Genomic DNA, 21,540 nt, shown 5'->3' with positions numbered 1-21,540 from the left:
CCCCGCCTGATGTCCGCGCCGATACACCGACCGGCAAGAATGCATCCATGGTCGAGCAGAGCCTCTGGATGCAGAAAGTCGCCGCCGATCCCGGGCATTCGCAGTGGTACATCGAACGCTTCCGGGAGATGGCCCGCGCCGGAAACGATCTGGCCGGCGAAGCACGCTTCGTCGACGCGATGGCCGCCCGGGGCGCGCGCATCCTCGATGCCGGTTGTGGCCCGGGCCGGGTGGCCGGCGTCCTGGCGGCGGCCGGTCACGATGTGGTCGGTGTCGACGTCGACCCGGAGTTGATCGCCGCCGCCGAGCAGGACCATCCCGGTCCGCGCTACCTGGTCGGCGACCTCGCCGAACTGGATCTGCCCGCGCGCGGCATCCCCGACCCGTTCGACGTCATCGTCTGCGCGGGCAACGTGATGGCGTTCGTCGCCCCCAGCACGCGGGCTACGGTGTTGCGCCGGTTGCGGAGCCATTGCGCCGACGACGGCCGGGCCGTGATCGGTTTCGGTGCCGACCGGGATTACGAGTTCGACCAGTTCCTGCGCGACGCGTCGGCCGCCGGATTCGCCCCCGACCTACTGCTGGCGACCTGGGACATGCGGCCGTTCGCCGCCGACTCGGACTTCCTGGTCGCGGTGCTGCGGGCCGATCACAGCGGCAGCTGATCGTCCTCGGACAGCTCGCCGAGTTCATCGACGGTCAGCACCTCGGTCATGTCCTGCTCCTGGTAGGCCAGCCGCCCGACCCGGTGCGCGACGACCGGCGCGGTGATCAGCGTGAACACGATGCTGACGATCACCATGCCCGCGTCGTGGCTGCCGCGGAGCCGGATCAGTGCGCCGAGCAGCACCAGAATCAGCCCCAACACCTGCGGTTTGGTCGCCGAGTGCATGCGGGCGAGGGTGTCGGGGAACCGCACCACGCCGATCGCCGCGGTCAGCGCCAGCACCGATCCGGCGAGCACCAGCACGCCGGCGATCACAGCGGGCACGTTCATCGCGTCCTCCCCACGTCCGGTGCATCGTCGCGCACCCGGAACCGCGCCACGCTCACCGATCCGATGAAGCCGACCAGTGCCAGCGCCGCCAGGCTGTAGGTCGCGGTGGTGTCCCGGCTGACCGCGGCCCAGGTGCCGATGGCGCACATGGTCATCGCGGCCAGGGTGTCCAGCGCCACCAGTCGGTCCAGGGTGCTGGGCCCGATCAGCAGTCGGTACATGGTGATGATGGTGGCGATCCCCAGCAACGCACCCGCGCTCACCCAGATGAAGGTCATGCGGTCCTCCCGGCCGGCTGCCAGTCCTCGTCTCGTTCGAAGGCGTCGATCAGCAACCGCTCGACCTGCCTGGCCTGGTGGTAGAACCGCGCGACCGACTGCGGCGATCCGACATCGATCACGTGGCAGTACAGGATGCGGCGCACCTGGTCGATCTCCAGCACCATCGATCCGGGAATCAGGGTGGTGATGGCCGAGGCCAGCACCAGCACCAGGTCGGACTTGATGCTCAACTCCACCCGCAGCACCCCGGTCTGCGGCGGCGGGCCCGGACGGACCGCCAGCCACATCAACTGAATACTGGACACCGCCAGATACCAGCCGAACAGCCCGATCAGCTTGATCAACGGAATCAGGTGCAATCGGCCCTGTACCGGCACCGGCGGCATCGGCAGCACCACCAGGATCACCGTCGCCACCACGGCGCCCATCACGATGTTGGGCACGCTGAAGCGGCCCCACAGCAGCACCCACACCAGGGTCAGGGCGGATATCGCAAAGATCCGCAATCCGAGGGCCCTCACGGTGCATCCACCTTCAGCACCGTCGAGATGTACTCGCCCCGGTCCAGGACCTCCGATGCGGCCCGCTGGGTGTAGCCGAAGATCGGGCCGGCCAGCACGGTCATGGACAGACCCAGGGCGATCAACCCGAGCGTGGGGACCACCATCCACGTCGGCATCTTCCCGACGTCGATGCGCTCCTTGTAGGACACGTCGGCGACGTCGTCGAGCAGCACCGGCGGCGCCGCGAGCGCCAACTCGCCTTCGGGGGCGTCGACCCGGCGACGCCAGAACGCCGTGGTCCAGATCCGGGCCAGCACGTACAACGTCAGCAGACTGGTCAGCACCGCCCCGCCCACCAGGCACCAGGCCAGCACCGATCCGTCACCGACACCGGCCTGCAGCACGGCGGTCTTGCCGATGAACCCCGAAAACGGCGGGATACCACCGAGATTGAACGCCGGGACCAGGAAGATGAACGCCAAGAGCGGATTGGCGATCAAACCGCCGAGGCGCTGCAGCGACGACGCGCCGCCCTGGCGTTCGATCAATCCGGCCGCCAAGAACAGTGTGGTCATCACGATGATGTGGTGCATCACGTAGAAGATCGCACCGGACATGCCCATCTGGCTGGACAGCGCCACCCCGAACATCATGAACCCGATGTGGCTGACCAGGGTGAACGACAGGATCCGCTTGATATCGCTCTGCGCTATGGCGCCGAGGATCCCGATCAGCATGGTCAACAGCGCCGCGACCAGCAGCACCCCGTCCAGTCCCCCGTCCGGGAACAGCAGCGAGTGCGCCCGGATGATCGCGTAGACACCGACCTTGGTCAGGATTCCGGCGAACACCGCGGTGATCGGTGCGGGCGCGGTCGGATAGGAGTCGGGCAGCCACGCCGACAGCGGGAACACCGCGGCCTTGATGCCGAACGCCACCAGCAGCACCGCGAACACCGCGCTGCGGACACCGCCGGGCAGATCACCGGTGCGCAGCGCCAACTCGGCCAGGTTGAGTGTCCCGGTGGCCGCGTAGACCAGGGCGATACCGAACAGGAACACCAGGGACGAGGCCATCGAGACCATGACGTATCCGATGCCGGCCCGGATCCGTTCGGCGCTGGCGCCGATGGTCAGCAGCACGAAGCTGGCCGACAGCAGCATCTCGAACCCGACGAACAGGTTGAACAGGTCGCCGGCCAGGAAGGCCAACGACACGCCGGTGGCCAGGGTGAGGTAGGTGGGCAGGAAGATCGAGACCGGCTGGCGATCGTCGCCGTCGCGCACCCCCTGCCCGATCGCGTACACCATGACCGCCAGCAGCACGATCGCCGACACCACCAGCATCAGCGCGGAGAGCCGGTCGACCACCAGGCTGATCCCCAACGGCCCCAACTGTTCCTCGGTGGGACCCCAGCCCCCGACGTGCAGCACCAGGGTGCCGTCGCGGTCGGTGAGGTAGAGCAACGCCGCACTGACCGCGGCGACCGCGCACAGCACGGCGATGGTGATCGGCCGCTGCAGCCGGGGGCGCCGACCGACGATCAGGGTCAGCGCCGCACCCAGTGTGGGGAGCAGCACCGGAAGGGGCATCAGGACAGCGGCCAGACTCACCGCGCTTCCTCGCTTTCGGGGACGGCGTCGAGTTCGTCGGGCGCAACCGGTATCCCGTAGTAGGGCTCGGCGGCCATCACCTCGTCGTCGGCGAGATGCGAAACGCGGGTCGCTTCCTGGTCATCGCCGATGTCGTCGGTGGTGGTCAGGTGGTAGGAGCGGTAGGTCAACGCCAGCACGAACGCGCCGACGCCCATGGTGATGACGATGGACGTCAGCACCATGGCCTGTGCCAGCGGATCGGCGTCGGTCTCCATCCCCTCGGTGCTGTTGTAGATCGGCGGGCTGCCGCCCGGGCCGGAGACGTCGATGATCAGCAGGTTGATGGCGTTGCCGATCATCATCAGGCCCAGCAGTGCACGGGTCAGGTTGCGCTCCAGCAGCATGTAGACCCCGCAGGAGACCAGCCCGGCCGCCATCACCAGCGGAAGCAGATGTGTGGTCATGACACCCCCGCCATCGATCGAGGCCGCGAATCCAGTTCCTGATCCAGCCGCGCCCCGAGACTGCGGAGGACGTCGAGCACCATGCCGACCACCACCAGGTACACCCCGATATCGAAGAACAACGACGTGACCACGTGGACATCCCCGAACACCGGCAGGGTGACGTTCAGTACCGCCGAGGACAGCACCGGTGCACCCAGGAACAGCGAGCCCAGTGCGGTACCGCCCACCATTGCCAGCCCGGCCCCCAGGATCTTGCTGGAGTCCAGGGGCAGTGTCTCGCCGAGTTCGTAACGCCCGCCGGCCAGGTAACGCAGCGCCAGGCCGAGTCCGGCGGCCAACCCGCCGGCGAACCCGCCGCCGGGGTGGTTGTGCCCGGCGAACAGGAAGTACAGCGACACCACCATGATCAGCGGGAAAATGATGCGGGTCGCGACCTCCAGGACCAGCGAACGCTGGTTGGGGTCGTAAAAGGCGCTCCCCCGCAGCCAGGTGGTGGATCCGACCGCCGGACTGTAGGGAGTGGTCCGGGTGTCCGGACCGGTGTCCGGGCGCAGTGCCCCGGCGTCGGCCACCCTCGGCGCCCGGCCGAAACGCCGGGTACGGAACACCATCGAGGCCACTCCGGTCGCGGCGACCAGCAGCACCGAGATCTCGCCGAGCGTGTCCCAGGCCCGGATGTCGACCAGCAGCACGCTCACGGCGTTGGCGCCGTGCCCGCGGACGTAGGCGGCCTCGGGAAGCAGTTCGCGGACGGTGCGCTGCGAACGCGCCCCCATCGCGAACGCCGTCAGAACCGCGACACCGACGCCGACCGCCACCGACAGCAACGCGCGCGGCAGCCGATGCTGCATGGTCGGTTCGGCGGATTCCGCCGGCAATGTGCGCAGCACCAACACGAAGATCACCAGGGTGACCGTCTCGACGAGCAACTGGGTCAGCGCCAGGTCGGGCGCGCCGTGGAAGGCGAACGCCGCGGCGCAGCCGTACCCGGTGACGCCGACCATCAGCACGGCGGACAGTCGGTTGCGGGCCAGGGTCGCGCCGATCCCGCCGGCCACGACCATCACCGCCAGGGTGAGGTGCAGCGGGCGGTCCCACAGCAGTAGCTCCACCTGACCGCGGGCACCCAGCGCCAGCGCGCCCAGTGGCAGCACCACCAGAGTCGCGAAGATCATGCCCTGGTTGATCGGCAGCGACCCCCGCTGGGTGACACCGGTCAACCGCACCGCTGCGATGTCGAGCAGGCGCAGTGCTTCGTCGTAGATCCGGTCGGCCTTACCCAGCGGCAGCCGCCGCAGCCGGGTGAGCTGCAGCGGGCCGCGAGCCGCGAAGATCCCGGTGCCGACCACCAGCACCAGTGCCGACAGCATCACCGGCAGGCCCAGACCGTGCCACAGCGCCAGGTGGTAGCCGGAGCCCTGCGGCGCCTTGTCGATGGTGTCGGTGTAGCCGTGCAGCACCGTGTCCAGGCCCACCGCGCACAACCCGAGGATCAGGCTGGCGACGGCCAGCACCCCCGGCGGCGCCAGGAACGCCACACTCGGCCGGTGCAGGTCGGCAACGGCGGGGCTGGGCGCGGACTGCCCCTTGTCGGCGAACCCACCCCAGACGAACCGCACGCTGTAGACCACGGTGAACATCGACGCGATGACACCGGCCGCCAACACGTACGGCCCGGCGGCGCCCAGCACCGGGGACTGTGCCTCGGTACCGAAGATGGTCTCCTTGGCGATGAAGCCCACGAACGGCGGCACCCCGGCCATGCTGGCCGCGGCCGCAGCCGCGATCAGGAACAAGCCCGGACAACGCCGGCCCAATCCGGCCAGCTCCCGCAGGTCGCGGGTACCGGTGGCGTGGTCGATGATCCCCACCACCATGAACAGCGCGGCCTTGGCCGCCGCGTGCGCGCACATGGCCGTCAGCCCGGCCAGCATCAGGTCCCCGCTGCCGGCCCCGACCAGCACGATCATCAGCCCCAGCTGACTGACGGTGCTGTAGGCCAGCAGCAGCTTCAGGTCGTACTCGCGCACCGCACGCCACCCCGCCAGCAGGGCGGTGGCCAGGCCCAGTACCAACAGGGTGGGACGCCAGCCCGGGGAATCGGCGAACCCCGGTGTCAGCCGCGCCACCAGGTAGATGCCCGCCTTGACCATCGCCGCGGCGTGCAGATAGGCGCTGACCGGGGTGGGCGCGGCCATCGCGCCCGGAAGCCAGAAGTGCAGCGGCACGATCGCCGACTTGCTCAACGCACCGACCAACACCAGCAGCACCCCGACGGTGACGACGGTGCCCGACGGCGGCTGCGCGACCAACTCCGACAGCAGGTAGGTGCCGGCGGTCTGGCCCAGCATGATGATGCCGACCAGCATGGCCAGTCCACCCGCGGTGGTGATGACCAGGGCCTGGGTCGCGGCCCGCCGGTTGGCCGCGCGTTCGGCGTAGTGGCCGATCAGCAGGAACGACAACACCGTGGTCGCTTCCCAGAACACGTAGAGCACCAGCATGTTGTCGGCGACCATCAGTCCGAACATCGACCCGGCGAACCCGATCATCTTCGCCGCGAAGCTGGGCAGCCGCGGGTCGAGGGCGTTGTCACCGACCGGCTGGAAGTAGGCGGCGCAGTAGAACAGCACCAGCGCGCCGATGCCCAGGGCCAGCACGCACATGATCGCGCTTAGCACGTCGAACCGCAGGGCGATATCCATCGACAACCCGGGCACCCAGGGCACCGTCGTGCGGTGGTCGTCGGCCGGTCCCGTCGGCCAGTTGGCCAACACCCAGCCCAGCGACGCCAACGGGATAGCCCCGAGGAGATAGAACGCCGCCCGCCCGAACCGGCGCACCAGCCCGGGCGCCGCAGCTGTGCCAAGACAATGGGCAAGCAGTATCGCTAGCATCACGCTCCACGGGCCGTTTCGATTAAGTCGATGCGTTCAAGGTTGTCGTTGGGTCCTATCGCGGCAGAACGCCACGGCGGACGCGCCGAAGCGCGTCCGCCTGACGTCTCCACGATTACATGTAACCAGTCTGTGCGGTGCCGGGGCCCCGCGCCATGGAATATGACTCCCATTCGGCGGGGGGTTGAACACCCATATCGACGCCCGGCACATCCCCCGGTGGCGACTTACGGCTCGATCAGCCCGGTCCGTATCGCATAGCGGGTCAGGGCCAGTCGATCACGTAAGCCCAGTTTCTGCAGGGTATTGGTGCGGTGCCGGTCGACGGTCTTGGCGCTGATCCCGAGGGTCTTGGCGATTTCTCGCGCGGAGAAGCCCTCGGCGATCAGCTTCAGCACTTCCTCTTCCCGCGGGGTCAGGATCGTCTCCGGCAGCGTAGTGCCCTGCCGCGCCCGATGCAGATACTCGCGGATCAATGCGGTCACCGCACCGGCGTACAGAAACGGCTCGCCGCGGATCGTGGCCCGGCAGGCCTCCAGCAGGTCCTGGTCGGCCACCGACTTCAACACGTAGCCCGAAGCGCCGGCCTTGAGGGCCTCGAAGAAGTACTGCTCGTTGTCGTGCATCGACAGCATCAGCATCCGCACGTGCGGGTGGTTTCGGTTGATCTCCCGGGCGGCCTGCAGTCCGGTCATCCGCGGCATCGCGATGTCGAGGATCGCGAGGTCGACCTCGGTCTGCTGCACCAGCGCCACCGCTTCGGCGCCGTCGGCCGCTTCGGCGACCACCGTCAGGTCGGGCTCGGCATCCAGGATCATCCGCAGGCCACTGCGCACCAGCGCGTGGTCGTCGGCGAGCAGAATCCGCGACGGCTGCGTCGGCTTCATCGGCGGCCCGGACCGGGTCGAGCCGGCACCACCAACCGGACTTCGGTGCCCTCGTTCGGCTCGGAGGTGACGGTGAGCGTGCCGTGCACCAGCAGGGCGCGTTCGCGCATCCCGGTCATTCCGGCGCCCTCCACACTCATGCCGCCCCGGCCGTTGTCGGCGATCCGCAACGTCAGTTCACCGGCGGCGTTGATGTGCAGATCCAACCAGACCTTCTGGGCGCCGGAGTGCCGGGCGATATTGGTCAGGCTCTCCTGGACGATGCGGTAACACACCAGTTCGACGTCGGGGGTCAACCGCTCGGCCTGGGGAGCGATGTCTTTGACGACGTCGATGTCGGACACCTGGGTGAATTGGTTGCACAGCGCCTGCAGGGCGCTCTGCAGGCCGAGGTCTTCCAACGCGTCGGGCCGCAGCCGGCGCGCGATACTGCGTACCTCGTCGAGGCTGGCCCGCACGATCTCCTGCGCCTCCCCCAACTCGGGGCGGATCTCGGCGGGGGCGGCGTCCACCGCACGTTTGAGGGTGAGCAGCGCGACGGTGAGGGTCTGGCCGATCTCGTCGTGCAGTTCCCGGGCGATGCGCTGCCGCTCGTTCTCCTGGGCGGTCAGCGCCAGGGCGCTCGACGAGGCCCGTTCGCTCTCCAGCCGGTCCAGCATCGCGTTGAACGATGCGATGAGGTGATGCAGTTCGCCCTCGCCGGGATCGTCCACCCGATCGGAGCGCCGCAGCAGGTCGACCCGGCGCATGGACGCGGCGAGGCGATCCAGCGGGGCCAGACTGGACCTCAACAGCAACGCGTTGGCGCCCACCACCACCGCCATCCCGATCACCAGCACCGGGATCTCGGTCAGTCGGACCGGACCGGACACGGTCGCCGGCGACATCGCCAGCGCCAGGGTGCCGACGGTGAAGACCAGACCGTTGATCAGCACGACCCGCCGGAACAGTCCACGTGTGGGCGCGCCGACCCGTCGCCGCAAGCGGTCGACGAGCCCCGTGCAACGGCTCATACCCACACCCTGACTGCGCGGCCGATATTTGTCCATACGGGCTGCCGTAGTCCCCGAATGGGAGTCAAACACCATGGCGAGCGGCCCGTCGCGGCCCGGAAAATGAAGGTAAGCCCAGCGCATCGGAGCCTTTGCCGCCGCCGTCGGCGTGTTTGCCGCACCCCCGGAGTGTCAGCGCACCACCGAAGCGCTGGGCGAGGTTAGATCGAATCGCACCAAAGACGACCCATGACCGGAGGGATACCACCACAATGGACCGCCACACCGGCATCTGCCGGCCATGAACTTCGCTGCGTTACCGCCGGAAGTCAACTCCGGACTGATGTACACCGGTCCCGGTGCGGGTCCGATGCTGGCCGCTGCCTCTGCCTGGAGCGCACTGGCCGCCGAACTGCACGCGGCGGCCGCCGGTTACGAGTCGGTGGTCGCGGAGTTGACCGGCACGGCGTGGTCGGGTCCGTCGGCGGCCGCGATGACGGCTGCGGCCGCCCCGTACGTGGCGTGGCTGAACCTCACCGCGGGCCAGGCCGAGAAGACGGGGCTACAGGCCCAGGCCGCGGTGGCCGCCTACGAGGCGGCGTTCGCGTTGACGGTGCCCCCGTCGGTGGTGGCGGCCAACCGGGCACAGTTGCTGACGTTGCTGGCCACCAACGTGCTGGGTCAGAACGCGGCGGCGATCGCGGCCACCGAAGCCCAGTACGGCGAGATGTGGGCCCAGGACGCCACCGCGATGTACGGTTACGCCGCGCTGGCCGGGTCCGCCCGGGAACTCGAGCCGTTCCAGCCGCCGCCGCAGACCGCCAACCCCGCCGGTCCGCTCGGCCAGACCGGCGGCCCCGGTGACCCCACCGGCAACCTCGCCCAGACGGTGTCGTCGCGGCTGGCCTCGGCGTTGAACGGTCCCGGTGCGGCCGAGGCCACGCCGGGCCTGGCCCCCGACGTGCCGTTGCCCACCGACCTCCCGTCCGGCCCGTTCGACTGGCTGGGAGTGATCGCCGACGAACTCGGTGTCGGGGTCGCCCTCCCGTTGTCGGTGCTCGGGGTCTGGCTGGCCGGTGCGGCGATGTACTTCGCCGAGCAGGACTCCCGGGAGATCTTCGACACCCAGGACATCCTGCGCGCCGGCCAGCGCAGCATTCTCGAAACGCTGGACCAATTGGGCGTGCACGGAGAGCTGCCGTCGATCGACACCCTGCGTGTCCCGCACGTGCCGGTGGTCGCGGCCATCGGCGAGGGCTTCCCGATCGGGGCGCTGTCGACTCCGATCGGTTGGGCCGAAGCCGCCCCGGAGATCCGCCACGTCAGCTACTCGACGCCGCTGAGCAGTGCCCTGCCCTCGGCGACCCCGGGCGGGATGGGGACCGCGTTCGGGCAGATGGCCCTGGCGGGCATGGGCGGCAGCGCCCTGGCCGGGGCGATGAATCAGCGTCGTGCGGACTCCGGCAAGCAGACCGCCGTCGCAGCCGGCGCCGCCGGATCGGCGAAGAAGACGGCGGATTCCTCCGAGCCGACGGCCCCCGGACTGTCCCCGCTGGTCTCGGTGGGCGAACTCGCCGCCGGCATCCGCGAACTCGGCGAGCTGCACGACGCCGGCTACCTGACCGGCGAGGAGTTCGCCGAACAGAAACGCCGGCTGCTGGCCCGCTGAGCGCCGGGCCCGCGGCGCGCACTCAGCGCCGCCGCGACCCCAGATAGTCCCCGACCACCGCGGCACCCAGACCGTCGAGGTCGGGTACCACCACCCGGCCGGAGACGCGCCGGGCCACCTGGTCGATGAACCGCGCCAGGCCCGGGTCGTCGCCGAGCCGAAAGATGGTGATCTGCGCACCGAGCCGGGCGACCTCGTCGAAGCCCCGGACGGTCAGCGCGATGGTCCGCGGGTGCGGCGGGTAGTCGAAGAACACCGACGGGCCCGTCGATCCATCGCCGCGGTAGTCCTCCAGGTGCGCGGTCGGCTCGCCGTCGGTGACGATCAGCACCACCGGCTGGGCGTTGGGGTGCCTGCGCAGGTGCCGGGCGGCCAGCGCCAGTGCATGGTGCAGGTTGGTGCCCTGTTCGTAGACGCCCTCCAGGCCGGTCAGCTCGGCGGCGGTCACCGTGCGCGCATACCGCCCGAATGCGATGATCTGCAACGCATCCGAACGGAATCGGGTGCTCACCAGGTGGTTGAGGGCCAGCGCGGTCCGCTTCATCGGCAGCCAGCGGTTGTCCATCACCATCGAGAACGAGGTGTCGACCAGCAGTGCCACGGCCGACTGGGTGCGGGTCTCGGTCTCGGAGACCTCGACGTCATCGACGCTGATCGACAGCCGGCGGCCGCTGCGGAAACCGTCCCGCTCGCCCACCTCCCGCAGCACCGCGTTGGTCAGGGTCCGGGTGACGTTCCAGGGTTCGGTGTCGCCGAACTGCCACGGCCGGGTGGCTCCGGTCAGCTCGCCGGCCGCCCCTGCGCGACGGTGGTCGCGTTCACCGCGTCGGCCCGAAAGTTGGCGTGCCACATCGCGGAGCGCGGTCTCCCCGAGCCGGCGCATCGCCTTGGGCGACAGCCGCCACTGCCCATCGGAACTGCGGTCGAGGAATCCCTGGTTGAGCAGCGCACGTTCCAGTTCGGCGAGCGCCCGCGCATCCACCGCGGCCTGGTCGCCGAGTTGGCGGGCCAGCGCATCGAGGTCGACGTCGTCCATGCTGGCGCCGGGATAGGCCTGCGAGAGCTGCTCGGCCAACTGCTCGAGCTCGGCGATATCGGCCAGCGCCTGCGCGCCCTCGCCCATGCCCAACGGGTTGTTGCCGGAGAACTTCGACGAGCCGGTCCAGTCCTCCCCCGGGCGTGCGGCCTGCAGGTGCGCGTCCAGGCGGTTCAACGCCTGCTGCAGTGCCGGCGAGCCGAATGCCTGCTGCGACAACGCATCCAACTCGGCACGCTGTTCCTCGCTCAAGCTGTTGCGGAACCGCTGGGCCGCCGCGGCGCGCTGCGCCAGCGAGTCCAGCAGCTCCTCGACGTTGCTCGGGTTGTCCGGAAAGAACTCGCCGTGCTTATCCATGAACTGCTGGAAGTCCTCGGCGCTGTCCTCGCCGCGCGCGTGCTTGTCCAACAGGTCGTTGAGATCGTCGAGCATGTCGGAGACCCGTTGCCGGTCCTCGTCGGTGGCACCTTCGAGGGCCTGCTTCATGCCGGCGAAGCGCTGATCGAGCATCTCCCGGCCGAGCAGGTCCTCGATCTGCTCGTAGGACGCCCGGGCCTCGGCGCTGCGCCAGTTGTAGTCGGAGAGTTCCTGCACGGCCTTGGCCGGTGACGGCGACAACGCCTCGATCTGCATCTCGGCGAAGCGGGCGTCGTCGTCCAGGGCCCGGGCCAGCTCTTTGCGTTCGGCCAGTACCGCGTCGTCGAGCAGTTTCTTGATCTCGGCCAGCGTCCCGTCGAGATTGTTGTCGCGCAACAGTTCCCGGCGTCTGCGTTGCGCCGCCGCGGCCAGTTTGTCCGCCCCGGTCATGTTCTTCGTGCCGCGGCGCAGCATCTCCTGCAGGGCGCGTCGGGGCGAGGTGCCCTCCATGACGTCGCGGCCGATCTCCTCGAGCGCCTCGGCCAGGTCGACCGGCGGCGCGAGCGGATCCGGCCCACCGGTGTAGGCCGAATACCGCGAAGCATGGCTCTTAGCCATAGACGGTTTCACCCTCGTCGGATGTCTTGTCGATACGTTTGGCCAAATACAGTGCTTCCAGGGCCAATTCGAGTGCCGCAGCACGCTCGCCCTCGGATTCCGCACCGAGCCGCTGTGCGATCGCGTCGACCACCGGCAGGTCGCCCAACGCGGCCAGCACCGCTTTGGCCGACACCCGCTCACCGGTGGTGACCGCCGCGTCCTCCACCGCGGCCACCAGCGGCCCCACGTCCAGACCGCCCAGCTCCCGTGACGCGGTGTCGGCGGTGGCACGGCGCAGCAGATGTTCCAATACCGCCTGCTCGCGGCCCTCCTCACCGGATTCGAACTCCAGCTTCCCGCGCAGCACGTCGACGATCGTGCCCAGGTCGACCACCCGCGCCACCGGTTCGGCTTCGCCCAACACCGCGCCGCGGTGTCGCGCCGAGGCCGCCACCGTCTCCGCGGCGGCGATCGCGAACCGCGCCGAGACGCCCGAACGCTGATCGATCGAGCGGGACTCGCGCAGGTAACGGGCGAAGCGCGCGAGTACGGCCAGCAGGTAGGTCGGCACCGCCGCGCTCAGGTGGGCCTCCTGGGCGATCACGCCGACCTCGGCGTCGAGTTCCAGCGGGTAGTGGGTGCGGATCTCGGCGCCGAAGCGGTCCTTGAGCGGGGTGATGATCCGGCCGCGGTTGGTGTAGTCCTCCGGGTTGGCGCTGGCGACCACCAGGACGTCCAACGGCAGCCGCAGTGTGTAGCCGCGCACCTGGATGTCGCGCTCCTCCATCACGTTGAGCATCGCCACCTGGATACGTTCGGCGAGGTCGGGCAGTTCGTTGATCGCGACGATGCCGCGGTGCGCCCGCGGGATCAGCCCGTAGGCGATGGTCTCGGGGTCACCGAGGCTGCGGCCTTCGGCGACTTTGATGGGGTCGATGTCGCCGACCAGGTCCGCGACGCTGGTGTCGGGGGTGGCCAGTTTCTCGGTGTAGCGCTGGCTGCGGTGCCGCCACGCCACCGGCAGGGCGTCGCCGAGTTCGGCGGCCCGCCGGATCGACTCGGGCGTGATCGGCGAGTACGGGTGCTCACCGAGTTCGGCGCCGGCGATCACCGGGGTCCATTCGTCGAGCAGTCCGACCAGTGCGCGCAGCAGGCGGGTCTTGCCCTGACCGCGCTCGCCGAGCAGCACGATGTCGTGTCCGGCGATCAGCGCACGTTCCAGCTGCGGCAGCACGGTGTCGTCGAAGCCGAACATGCCCGGCCAGATGGCCGCGGCGTCGTCGCCGGCGGCGAGGCGGGCGAGCAGGTTCTCGGCGATCTCCTGTTTGATGCCTCGTTCCGGGTAGCCGGCGGCACGCAGTTCGCCGAGCGTGGTGGGCAGATCGTGCGGGGTATTCAGCGCGGTCACCACTCCACGCTACGACGGGCGCGGGGACGCGTCACCAGGTCCCGGTTTTCCGGGCCAGAAATACCCGGTACCGTAGGTATCGTGAATTCCCGGCAATGGCGTGATCGACCGGCGCAGATGTACTTCGGTCCGGCCTCCTGGCAGGCTCGGCTGCTGGCCCTGGCGGCCGCCGTCGTCCTGCGTACCTCGATCGCGGTGCTGACGCTGGTCGGCATCGTGATCAACCGGTTCTTCCCGGCCGCGCTGCAACGGGCGCGCCTGGACGTCATCGATGCGCCGATGCGCTGCATCCGGGCACTGCCCGGCACCACGGTGACGCGGGTGCGACTGAGTGACTGTCCGGCCGAATGGGTGGTGGCGCCCGCCGCCCGCGACTCCGACCGGGTGATCGTCTACTTCCACGGTTCCGCACTGGTGACGCTGGGGCTCAATTCGCACCGCCGGTTCGCCAGCAAGCTATCGGCGGCCACCGGCGCCAAGGTCTTCAACGTCGGTTACCGCTTGGCTCCGCTGGCCGGCATCGAGGAGGCGGTCGCAGACGGTCTGTGCGCCTACCGGCATGTGCTCGACGCCGGGTTCACCGCCGACCGCATGGTGCTCGCCGGTGATTCGGCGGGCGGGCTGATGGCCGCCGACACCGCGCTCGCGGTGCGCGACGCCGGGCTACCGGTACCCGCGGGTCAGGTGTTGCTGTCGGCGCTGACGTCGTCGGACATGGAGATCAAGCGCGCCGCGGCCCGCAGCCGCCGCGATCCGTTCTTCCCGTTCCTGGCGTTCACGTTCATCTACCGGGTGTTCGCCACCGTCAACGGAACCCGCGAACTCCCCGTGATGCCACCGGAGGCCGACCTGCGCGGGCTGGGGCCGGTCCTGCTGCAGATCGGCGACAACGAGCTGCTGCGCAACGACACCTTCGTGCTGGCCGACGCGCTCACCGCCGCGGGCGTGCCGAACTGGGTGCAGGTCTGGGACCGCTCCCTGCACATGTTCCAGCTCAGCTTCGACGTCAACCCCGATGCGCGGCGTGCGATCGCCGAGATCGCCGACTTCGTCGACTACGCGGTGGCCGCATCTGCGCCGAATGTCGACTTGACGCACGCCGATGAGCAGAAAACGGTGCACAACCCGACACTCGACGCGTAGGGACCTACCCCCCGAGCAGCGACAGCAGCAGCGGGATCCGGTTGGCCTCGATCTCGGGCTGCGGCAGCACCGCACGCACGATCGCCGCGCCGTCGAAGGTGTTGGTGAGCAACGCCACCAGCGTCGGGTAATGCTCTTCGGGAAACGCCTCCGCCGTGGGCAGTGCCCGTGCCGCGTCGGCGATCTTGGCGCTGTATTCGGCGAGCACCTCGGCCAGCACGGCGCGCAGTCGGTCATCTGTGCGCGCGGCGATCAGCAGTTCGTAGAGCACCGCATTGGTGTCGTTGGCGGTCAGGTCACGCAGCACCGTCAACGCCGCTTCCAGCGCGGGTGCGTCGACGGGGATCTCCGCGACCTGCTTTTCGAACCGCTCCAGTTGGCGCCGCAGCACTTCCTGGGCGGTGGCGGCCATGAAGTCGCCCATGGTGCCGAAATGACGGAACAACGCTCCGTCGGAGACCCCGGCGCGTGCCGCGATCACCTTGGCCGACGCCCGCGCATAGCCGATCTCGGCGATGGTGGCGATGCTGGCGTCGAGCAGGCGCGCGACGGTGGTCTCACGCCGTTGCTGCTGTGTCCTGGCCATCTCAGATCGGTTGCAGCTCAGATGATTCGGCTCGCAGGAAACGGCCGGAACGCATCGTCGTGCCGTAGCCGTCGCAGAACTGCCCGTCGCGGAACACCACCGTTCCGCCCACCCCGGTCGCCACCACCGCGTCGTCGTTGCGGTTGACCATCCGGGACAGCCCGCCGTAGAACGGCACCGTCGCCTCGTGATAGCCGTCCACGGCATCGGTCAGGCCGGCCGGGTCGATCACCACGAAGTCGGCGCGGTCGCCGCGCCGCAGGGTGCCGGCAGCGAAACCGAACCAGTCCGCGACCTCGGCGGTGAGCCGGTAGACCGCCCGCTGCACGCTCATGAACGGCCGGCCGGCCTCTTGCGCGTCGCGGACCCGCTTGAGCAACCGCAGCGAGAAGTTGTAGAACGCCATGTTGCGCAGGTGCGCGCCGGCGTCGGAGAACCCCATGTGAATGGTCGGCTCGTTGGCCAGCTTGTCCAGCATCTCGGGCCGGTGGTTGGCCACGATGGTGGTCCAGCGGACGTTGCGCTCGCCGTTGTCGACCAGCACGTCGAGGAACGCGTCCAGCGGATGCAACCCGCGCTCGTCGGCGATCTGCCCGAAGCTCTTGCCGATCAGGCTGGCATCCGGGCAGTCGACGATCACCGCGTCGTGGAAGTCGCGGTGCCACAACGCCGGACCGTACTTCTTGCGGTCGAAGGACTTGCGGAACCGGCGCCGGTATTCGGTGTCGGCCAGCAGGGCGTTGCGCTCCAACTGGTCGCGCAGGTGCAGCGCGGCGGTGCCGGCACCGAACTCCTCGAACACCGGCAGGTCGATACCGTCGGAGTACAGCTCGAACGGCACCGGCAGGTGCTGGAAGCGCACCGCGGATCCGAACAGTGCGTTGAGCAACCGGGTGCCCGGACCCATCACCCGCACCGCACCCGGTGCGGACTTGCCGTCGGCGGAGACCAGCAGGCTCATCCGCACCCCGCGCCGCCGGCCGAACATGGCACTGCTGGTCAGGAAGAAGTTCAACGCCGTCCACGGTTTGGCGACGTTGGGGGCGCTCTGCAGCATCCGGCCGCGGCGGCGAAGCACCTTGATCAGCCGTCGGCGTTCCCGCCAGGTGGCGAACGTCGACGGCAGCGCCCGGGACCGGAAGCGGTCGCCGTCGAGCTTGTCGATCGCGGCGTCCATCCCCGACATGCCGAGCAGGCCGGCGTCCAGTCCCGCCTCGAGCAGTTCGGCCATCTTCTCCAGTTCGGCGTCGGTGGGTACGACGCCGTCGGTGGTGGCGCGGTCCAGACCGAGCACGGCGGTCCGCAGGTCCGAATGGCCGAGCATCGAACCGATGTTGGGCCCCAGCGGCAGCGTCTCCAGCGCGCGCACGTATTCGGCCGGATCCGACCAGGTCTTCTTGGCTTTCAGCGCGTCCAGCACGAACTTGCGCGGCACCGCCTCGACCCGGCTGAACAGGTCCGCGGCGTCCTCGGAGTCGGCGTAGACGGTGGACAGCGAGCAGTTGCCCAGCAACACCGTGGTGACGCCGTGCCGCACCGATTCCCGCAGGCCGGGGTCGAGCAGCACCTCGGCGTCGTAGTGGGTGTGCACGTCGATGAAGCCGGGCACCACCCACTTGCCCGCCGCGTCGATCACGTCCGGGCAGCCGGTCTCGTCCAGTTCCCCGGCGACGATGTCGGCCACGACCCCGTCGCGGATGCCCAGGGTGCGGACCTGCGGGGCGTTACCCAGGCCGTCGAACCACAGCCCGTTCCGGATGATCAGGTCGTAAGCCACATCGTCTCCCAACTACCAGCCGTTGAGATAGATAGTGAGTGCTTACAACCTTTACGTCAAGACCTCAGTGCGCGAAGTGCCGCGCCCCGGTCAGGTACAGCGTGATGCCGGCCTCGGCCGCCGCCGCGGTCACCTCGTCGTCGCGGACCGAGCCGCCCGGGTGCACGATCGCCTTCACCCCGGCCGCGGTCAGGGTCTGCAGACCGTCGGGGAACGGGAAGAAGGCGTCGGAGGCCGCCACCGCGCCGGCCACCCGCTCGCCGCCGCGCTCCACCGCCAGCCGGGCCGCGTCGACCCGGTTGACCTGCCCCATGCCCACTCCGATGGTGGCGCCGTCGGCGGCGACCACGATCGCGTTGGACTTGACCGCCCGGCAGGCCCGCCAGGCGAAGACCAGGTCGGCCAGGGTGTCCGGGTCGGCCGGGGCGCCGGTGGCCAGCGTCCAGTTCGCCGGGTCGTCACCGTCGGCGTCGAGTTCGTCGCGGCGCTGCATCAGCAGCCCGCCGCTGACCTGGCGCCATTCGGTGCCGCCGCGCAGCGGTTCCGACGCCAGCAGCACGCGGATGTTCTTCTTGCGTGCCAGGATCTCGACGGCGCCGGGCTCGTAGGCCGGCGCCACAATCACCTCGGTGAAGATGGTGCTGACGTATTCGGCCATCTCGACGCTGACCTCGGTGTTGGCCGCGATCACGCCGCCGAACGCGCTGAGCGGGTCACATTCGTGGGCCTTGCGGTGGGCGTCGGCCACCGAGGTCGATGAGACCGCGATACCGCACGGGTTGGCGTGCTTGATGATCGCCACGCAGGTCTGTTCGTGGTCGAACGCGGCCCGCCAGGCGGCATCGGCATCGGTGAAGTTGTTGTAGGACATCTCTTTTCCGTGCAGCTGGTCGGCCTGCGCCAAGCCCGGCCAGGCACCGCCGTCGCAGTAGAGCGCGGCCTGCTGGTGCGGGTTCTCGCCGTAGCGCAGCTGCGCGGCGCGCCGGTAGGTGCGGCCGAACCATTCCGGGTTCGCCTGGCGGGGCTCCTCGGGGGCCAGTGTCGAGCACATCCAGCTCGCGACCGCGACGTCGTACTCGGCGGTGTGCCGGAATGCCAACGACGCCAGTCGTTTCCGCTCGGCGAGGGTGAACCCGCCGGCCTTGACCGCGGCCAGCACGCCGTCGTAGCCCAGCGGGTCGACCACCACGGCGACGCTGGGGTGGTTCTTGGCGGCCGCGCGGATCATCGAGGGCCCACCGATGTCGATCTGCTCGACGCATTCGTCGATGCCCGCGCCGGAGTCCACGGTCTCGCTGAACGGGTAGAGGTTGACCACCACCAGTTCGAACGCGGCGATCTCCAGCTCGTCGAGCGCCGCGGCGTGCTCGGGCTTACGCAGGTCGGCCAGCAGCCCGGCGTGCACCCGCGGGTGCAGGGTCTTCACCCGCCCGTCGAGCACCTCCGGGAATCCGGTCACCTGCTCGACCGGGGTCACCGGAATACCTTGGGCCGCAATCGTCTTCGCGGTAGATCCGGTGGAGACGATATCCACGCCCGCGGCGTGCAGGCCGGCGGCCAGATCCACCAGGCCGGTCTTGTCGTAGACGCTGATGAGCGCCCGACGAATGGGTCGCGTGCCGTCGGTCATCCTAGGGTTGCCTTTCGTCCGTTCCACGTCACGCCACCGGTCGCCAGAGCGGCCAGCACGTCGACCAGGAGCTTGCGCTCCACCGTCTTGATGCGTTCATGCAAAGTGTCTTCGTCGTCGTCGTCGAGCACGGCGACGGGTTCCTGGGCGAGCACCGGGCCGGTGTCGGTTCCGGCGTCCACCAGGTGCACGGTGCAGCCGGTGACCTTCACCCCGTAGGCCAACGCATCGGGCACCGCGTGCGCGCCCGGGAAGGCCGGCAACAGCGCCGGGTGGGTGTTGACGGTGCGGCCCATGAACCGGGCCAGAAAGTGCGCTCCCAGGATTTTCATGAAGCCCGCCGAGACCACCAGGTCGGGGCGGTGGGCCGCGGTGGCCTCGGTCAGCGCCAGGTCCCAGGCCGCCCGGTCCGGGTAGTCACCCATCGCGACGGTGAACACCGGCAGTCCGGCGGCGGCGGCGATCTCCAGGGCCCGGCAATCCCGGTCGGCACCGACGGCCACCACCCGCGCCGGATAGTCCCCGACGGCCGCGGCGAGCAACGATTCGAGCAGCGACCCGGTTCCGGACGCCAGCACCACCAGCCGTGCCGGGACGCTGGGAGCCAGATGGATCGGTTGCACGGTGACTGAGCCTAACGGCCGATGCACCCGCGGCGAAGTCGGGCGGACAACGCGGGCGATCAGGCGGAGCGCTGCACCGCGTCGCGGGCGACCCGAAGCGCGGTTCCCACCCCGTCCATCCAGATCTCCACCATGTCCCAGGTCACCTCCGGGTGCCCCGCCGGCTGGACCATGTTGCCCAGCTTGGACACCTGTCGGTACGCCAGATCCTGGAAGTCGGAGTCGTCCAACTCCGGGAACTCGTCGTATTCGCTGCAGAGTTTCGCGTCCTCCAGCGCGTCGTAGAGAGCCTCGCCGAGGTCGTCGGAGAGCCCGCACGGCGGTGGTTGGACGTCACTCAACTGCATTCCGGCCTTGACGCCGTCGACCCAGATCATCACCACGACGTCGAGCACCTGTTCGTGTCCGGGCGGCAGCACCAGTCCGGTCAGCTTCTCGGCCCGGGCGCCGGCCAACATGTCCAGCGTCCTGCGCCGGCGCACCTCGGGCGCGGGAGTTCCGCCGGTGGACTCGGCGCTCACGACATCGGTCATGCAGTCCCCTGGTTGACGTTCGAACGGGCGGTATCACCCATCCGACCAGTCGGCCGCGACATATATAAGGGACGGAAGTCCTTGATTTAGCGGTCGTACCCGTCGTCGTCGGTGAACATCAGGTCTTCGGGATCCTGCAGCGGCCCCGGTGGCCTGATCGGCGGGTGCGTTCCGGCCTCGCGCGACGGCTCCGGGGCCGGCGTCCACCGCAGTCCGCCTTCGTCGACGACGTCGACGACCTCGTCGGGCTCGGGCGGCTCGTCGGGCTCGGGTGGCACGGGTGGCTCGGACGCCGCGGGCGCCTCGTCGTGTTGCGGCCGCCCGGGCTCGGCGGCCGGGGCCGGGTCCGGTTCGGCGACCGGATCGGGCGCGGTACCCCGGTTCGGGCCGGGCGGCAGTACGCGCCGGGGTGCGGCGATCGCGCCCCGGCGCACCCCGCCGATCATCACGACCGTCAACGCGCCGATCCCCAGGAACCACCCGAACACCGCGGGACCGAAGGTCAGCTGATCCACGCCGACGCCACCGAAATTGCCCAGCTGTCCGCCGCCCGCGGCACCGAGCAGCGCCATCGTCACCGCCGCGATCAGTGCCGCGGTGGCCACCTTCGCCAACGCCGGCAGCAGCGGCAGCGGCCGGCGGGCGCATTGCTGCCCGACGGCCACCCCCGCGGCGGCCCCGATGATCAGCAGTGCCACCCACGCCGGCCCCAGCGGCGGACGGGGTGCCGCGGCCAGGATCGGCAACGCCGGGATGTCACCGCCGAGCACCGTGAACGCGCTGAACAACGCGGGACCGATGTGTGCACTGGACCCGACCGCCATCGCCGTCGCTCCCACCACGACGTTGGGCACATACAGCACCGCCAGCAGGGTCAGGCTGAACTGACCGAACAGCGAATCGGTGATCCCGTAGAGCTCGTGCATGGTCCGCCAGTGCCAGACCAGGGAGAGCACCGTCGTCACGCCGGCCAGACCGAACAGCGCCAGCATCCCGGCGAGCGCGGCTCGCACCGACTCGCCCAGCCAGTTCGGCAGCCGCAGTTCGGCTACCGCCCGGGAACCCAGCCGTGTCGCCACACCGATCGCCGCGCCGATCGCGTGCACGGCGAATACGTGGACGAAGGCGGTCAGGGCCACCGGGGTCTGCAGTTCGGTGATGACCGAGGCGGCATCGTGGATGATCGCCAGCATGATCGCCGCGATCAGCAGTGGGCCGCCCACCGCCGACGCCACGATCCAGCGGACCACGAACCAGGAGGTGCCCCGGGAGGTGGCCTGCGCCGTGGTTCGCGCGGTTCCCGCCACCATCAGCAGCACCGGCAGCAGGGGCAGCACCCCCAGATCGCGGCCGCCGATCGAGATCGGAACCTGGTGCACGGCCAGCCACATGCTCGCGATCGCACCGAACGCCCCGGTCATGTCGCTGTTGGCGATCAGCAACTGCAGCAGCGTCACCGCCGCGATGATCGTCAACGCCACGACGGACGGACCGAAGGCGACCCGTAGCAGGTCGCGCGTCGGGTTCGTTCCTGGTCTGCCGCCGGTCACCAATGTCAC

General features: G+C 69.5%; 19 protein-coding genes. 3 read left to right on the top strand and 16 right to left on the bottom strand.

Going from position 1 to position 21,540, the window contains the following annotated elements; all coding sequences use genetic code 11:
• The first annotated feature begins 47 nt into the window (after window positions 1–47).
• On the top strand, window positions 48–665 hold the full coding sequence (locus tag RCP38_RS04320; protein ID WP_308475776.1) for a class I SAM-dependent methyltransferase: 618 nt from the start codon (window positions 48–50) through the stop codon (window positions 663–665).
• Here the strand turns inward: RCP38_RS04320 and mnhG are convergent.
• From mnhG to RCP38_RS04280, 8 genes are all read right to left on the bottom strand, one after another.
• The gene (gene mnhG, locus RCP38_RS04315) at window positions 650–997 is read right to left on the bottom strand and encodes a monovalent cation/H(+) antiporter subunit G (RefSeq protein WP_308475775.1); all 348 of its coding nucleotides are present in this window, start codon (window positions 995–997) and stop codon (window positions 650–652) included. The genes RCP38_RS04320 and mnhG overlap by 16 nt on opposite strands.
• Window positions 994–1,275 carry a monovalent cation/H+ antiporter complex subunit F gene (locus RCP38_RS04310; protein ID WP_308475774.1) on the bottom strand — a complete coding sequence of 94 codons (282 nt, stop codon included), beginning with the start codon at window positions 1,273–1,275 and terminating at the stop codon, window positions 994–996. Before RCP38_RS04310 ends, mnhG begins: the two co-directional genes overlap by 4 nt.
• Entirely contained in the window at window positions 1,272–1,799 is a 528-nt protein-coding gene (locus RCP38_RS04305) for a Na+/H+ antiporter subunit E (protein WP_308475773.1), read from the bottom strand. Before RCP38_RS04305 ends, RCP38_RS04310 begins: the two co-directional genes overlap by 4 nt.
• Window positions 1,796–3,394 (bottom strand): Na+/H+ antiporter subunit D, encoded by a 1,599-nt coding sequence (locus RCP38_RS04300; protein ID WP_308475772.1) that lies wholly within the window; start codon window positions 3,392–3,394, stop codon window positions 1,796–1,798. The genes RCP38_RS04305 and RCP38_RS04300 overlap by 4 nt, the downstream gene beginning before the upstream one ends.
• Entirely contained in the window at window positions 3,391–3,840 is a 450-nt protein-coding gene (locus RCP38_RS04295) for a Na(+)/H(+) antiporter subunit C (RefSeq protein WP_308475771.1), read from the bottom strand. The genes RCP38_RS04300 and RCP38_RS04295 overlap by 4 nt, the downstream gene beginning before the upstream one ends.
• On the bottom strand, window positions 3,837–6,740 hold the full coding sequence (locus RCP38_RS04290) for a Na+/H+ antiporter subunit A (protein ID WP_308477055.1): 2,904 nt from the start codon (window positions 6,738–6,740) through the stop codon (window positions 3,837–3,839). The genes RCP38_RS04295 and RCP38_RS04290 overlap by 4 nt, the downstream gene beginning before the upstream one ends.
• A gap of 227 nt (window positions 6,741–6,967) precedes the next feature.
• A complete protein-coding gene (locus RCP38_RS04285; RefSeq protein ID WP_308475770.1) occupies window positions 6,968–7,627 on the bottom strand; it encodes a response regulator in 660 nt (219 codons plus the stop codon).
• Window positions 7,624–8,640, bottom strand: a complete 1,017-nt coding sequence (locus RCP38_RS04280; RefSeq protein WP_308475769.1) for a HAMP domain-containing sensor histidine kinase — start codon at window positions 8,638–8,640, stop codon at window positions 7,624–7,626. The genes RCP38_RS04285 and RCP38_RS04280 overlap by 4 nt, the downstream gene beginning before the upstream one ends.
• A 280-nt stretch (window positions 8,641–8,920) precedes the next feature.
• Here RCP38_RS04280 and RCP38_RS04275 point away from each other — a divergent pair, with 280 nt between their 5' ends.
• Window positions 8,921–10,288 carry a PPE family protein, SVP subgroup gene (locus tag RCP38_RS04275; protein ID WP_308475768.1) on the top strand — a complete coding sequence of 456 codons (1,368 nt, stop codon included), beginning with the start codon at window positions 8,921–8,923 and terminating at the stop codon, window positions 10,286–10,288.
• 22 nt (window positions 10,289–10,310) lie between these two features.
• Here RCP38_RS04275 and RCP38_RS04270 read toward each other — a convergent pair whose 3' ends face one another.
• Together RCP38_RS04270 and RCP38_RS04265 are read right to left on the bottom strand one after the other, a co-directional pair.
• Complete coding sequence (locus tag RCP38_RS04270) at window positions 10,311–12,299, bottom strand: vWA domain-containing protein (protein ID WP_308475767.1); 1,989 nt, start codon at window positions 12,297–12,299, stop codon at window positions 10,311–10,313.
• Window positions 12,292–13,680 carry a sigma 54-interacting transcriptional regulator gene (locus RCP38_RS04265; protein ID WP_308477054.1) on the bottom strand — a complete coding sequence of 463 codons (1,389 nt, stop codon included), beginning with the start codon at window positions 13,678–13,680 and terminating at the stop codon, window positions 12,292–12,294. The genes RCP38_RS04270 and RCP38_RS04265 overlap by 8 nt, the downstream gene beginning before the upstream one ends.
• 90 nt (window positions 13,681–13,770) lie before the next feature.
• Between RCP38_RS04265 and RCP38_RS04260 the strand changes: the two genes are divergently transcribed.
• Window positions 13,771–14,832, top strand: a complete 1,062-nt coding sequence (locus RCP38_RS04260; RefSeq protein WP_308475766.1) for an alpha/beta hydrolase — start codon at window positions 13,771–13,773, stop codon at window positions 14,830–14,832.
• Window positions 14,833–14,836: 4 nt separating this feature from the next.
• Here the strand turns inward: RCP38_RS04260 and RCP38_RS04255 are convergent, their stop codons facing one another.
• The 6 genes from RCP38_RS04255 to RCP38_RS04230 form a co-directional block, all read right to left on the bottom strand.
• Complete coding sequence (locus tag RCP38_RS04255) at window positions 14,837–15,418, bottom strand: TetR/AcrR family transcriptional regulator (RefSeq protein ID WP_308475765.1); 582 nt, start codon at window positions 15,416–15,418, stop codon at window positions 14,837–14,839.
• 1 nt (window position 15,419) lies between these two features.
• Complete coding sequence (locus tag RCP38_RS04250; RefSeq protein ID WP_308475764.1) at window positions 15,420–17,195, bottom strand: N-acyl-D-amino-acid deacylase family protein; 1,776 nt, start codon at window positions 17,193–17,195, stop codon at window positions 15,420–15,422.
• A 64-nt stretch (window positions 17,196–17,259) separates the two neighbouring features.
• Window positions 17,260–18,825 (bottom strand): bifunctional phosphoribosylaminoimidazolecarboxamide formyltransferase/IMP cyclohydrolase, encoded by a 1,566-nt coding sequence (gene purH / locus RCP38_RS04245; RefSeq protein ID WP_308475763.1) that lies wholly within the window; start codon window positions 18,823–18,825, stop codon window positions 17,260–17,262.
• Entirely contained in the window at window positions 18,822–19,448 is a 627-nt protein-coding gene (gene purN / locus RCP38_RS04240; protein WP_308475762.1) for a phosphoribosylglycinamide formyltransferase, read from the bottom strand. Before purN ends, purH begins: the two co-directional genes overlap by 4 nt.
• 59 nt (window positions 19,449–19,507) lie before the next feature.
• A complete protein-coding gene (locus tag RCP38_RS04235) occupies window positions 19,508–19,981 on the bottom strand; it encodes a hypothetical protein (protein WP_308475761.1) in 474 nt (157 codons plus the stop codon).
• 86 nt (window positions 19,982–20,067) lie between these two features.
• Window positions 20,068–21,531 carry a cell division protein PerM gene (locus RCP38_RS04230; protein WP_308477053.1) on the bottom strand — a complete coding sequence of 488 codons (1,464 nt, stop codon included), beginning with the start codon at window positions 21,529–21,531 and terminating at the stop codon, window positions 20,068–20,070.
• Window positions 21,532–21,540: the final 9 nt, after the last annotated feature.

This window comes from Mycolicibacter sp. MU0083 (assembly GCF_963378075.1).
GTDB classification, from domain to species: Bacteria; Actinomycetota; Actinomycetes; order Mycobacteriales; family Mycobacteriaceae; genus Mycobacterium; species Mycobacterium kokjensenii.
Note: the sequence above shows the minus strand (reverse complement) of the source record. Positions and strands in the feature narration are given on the sequence as shown.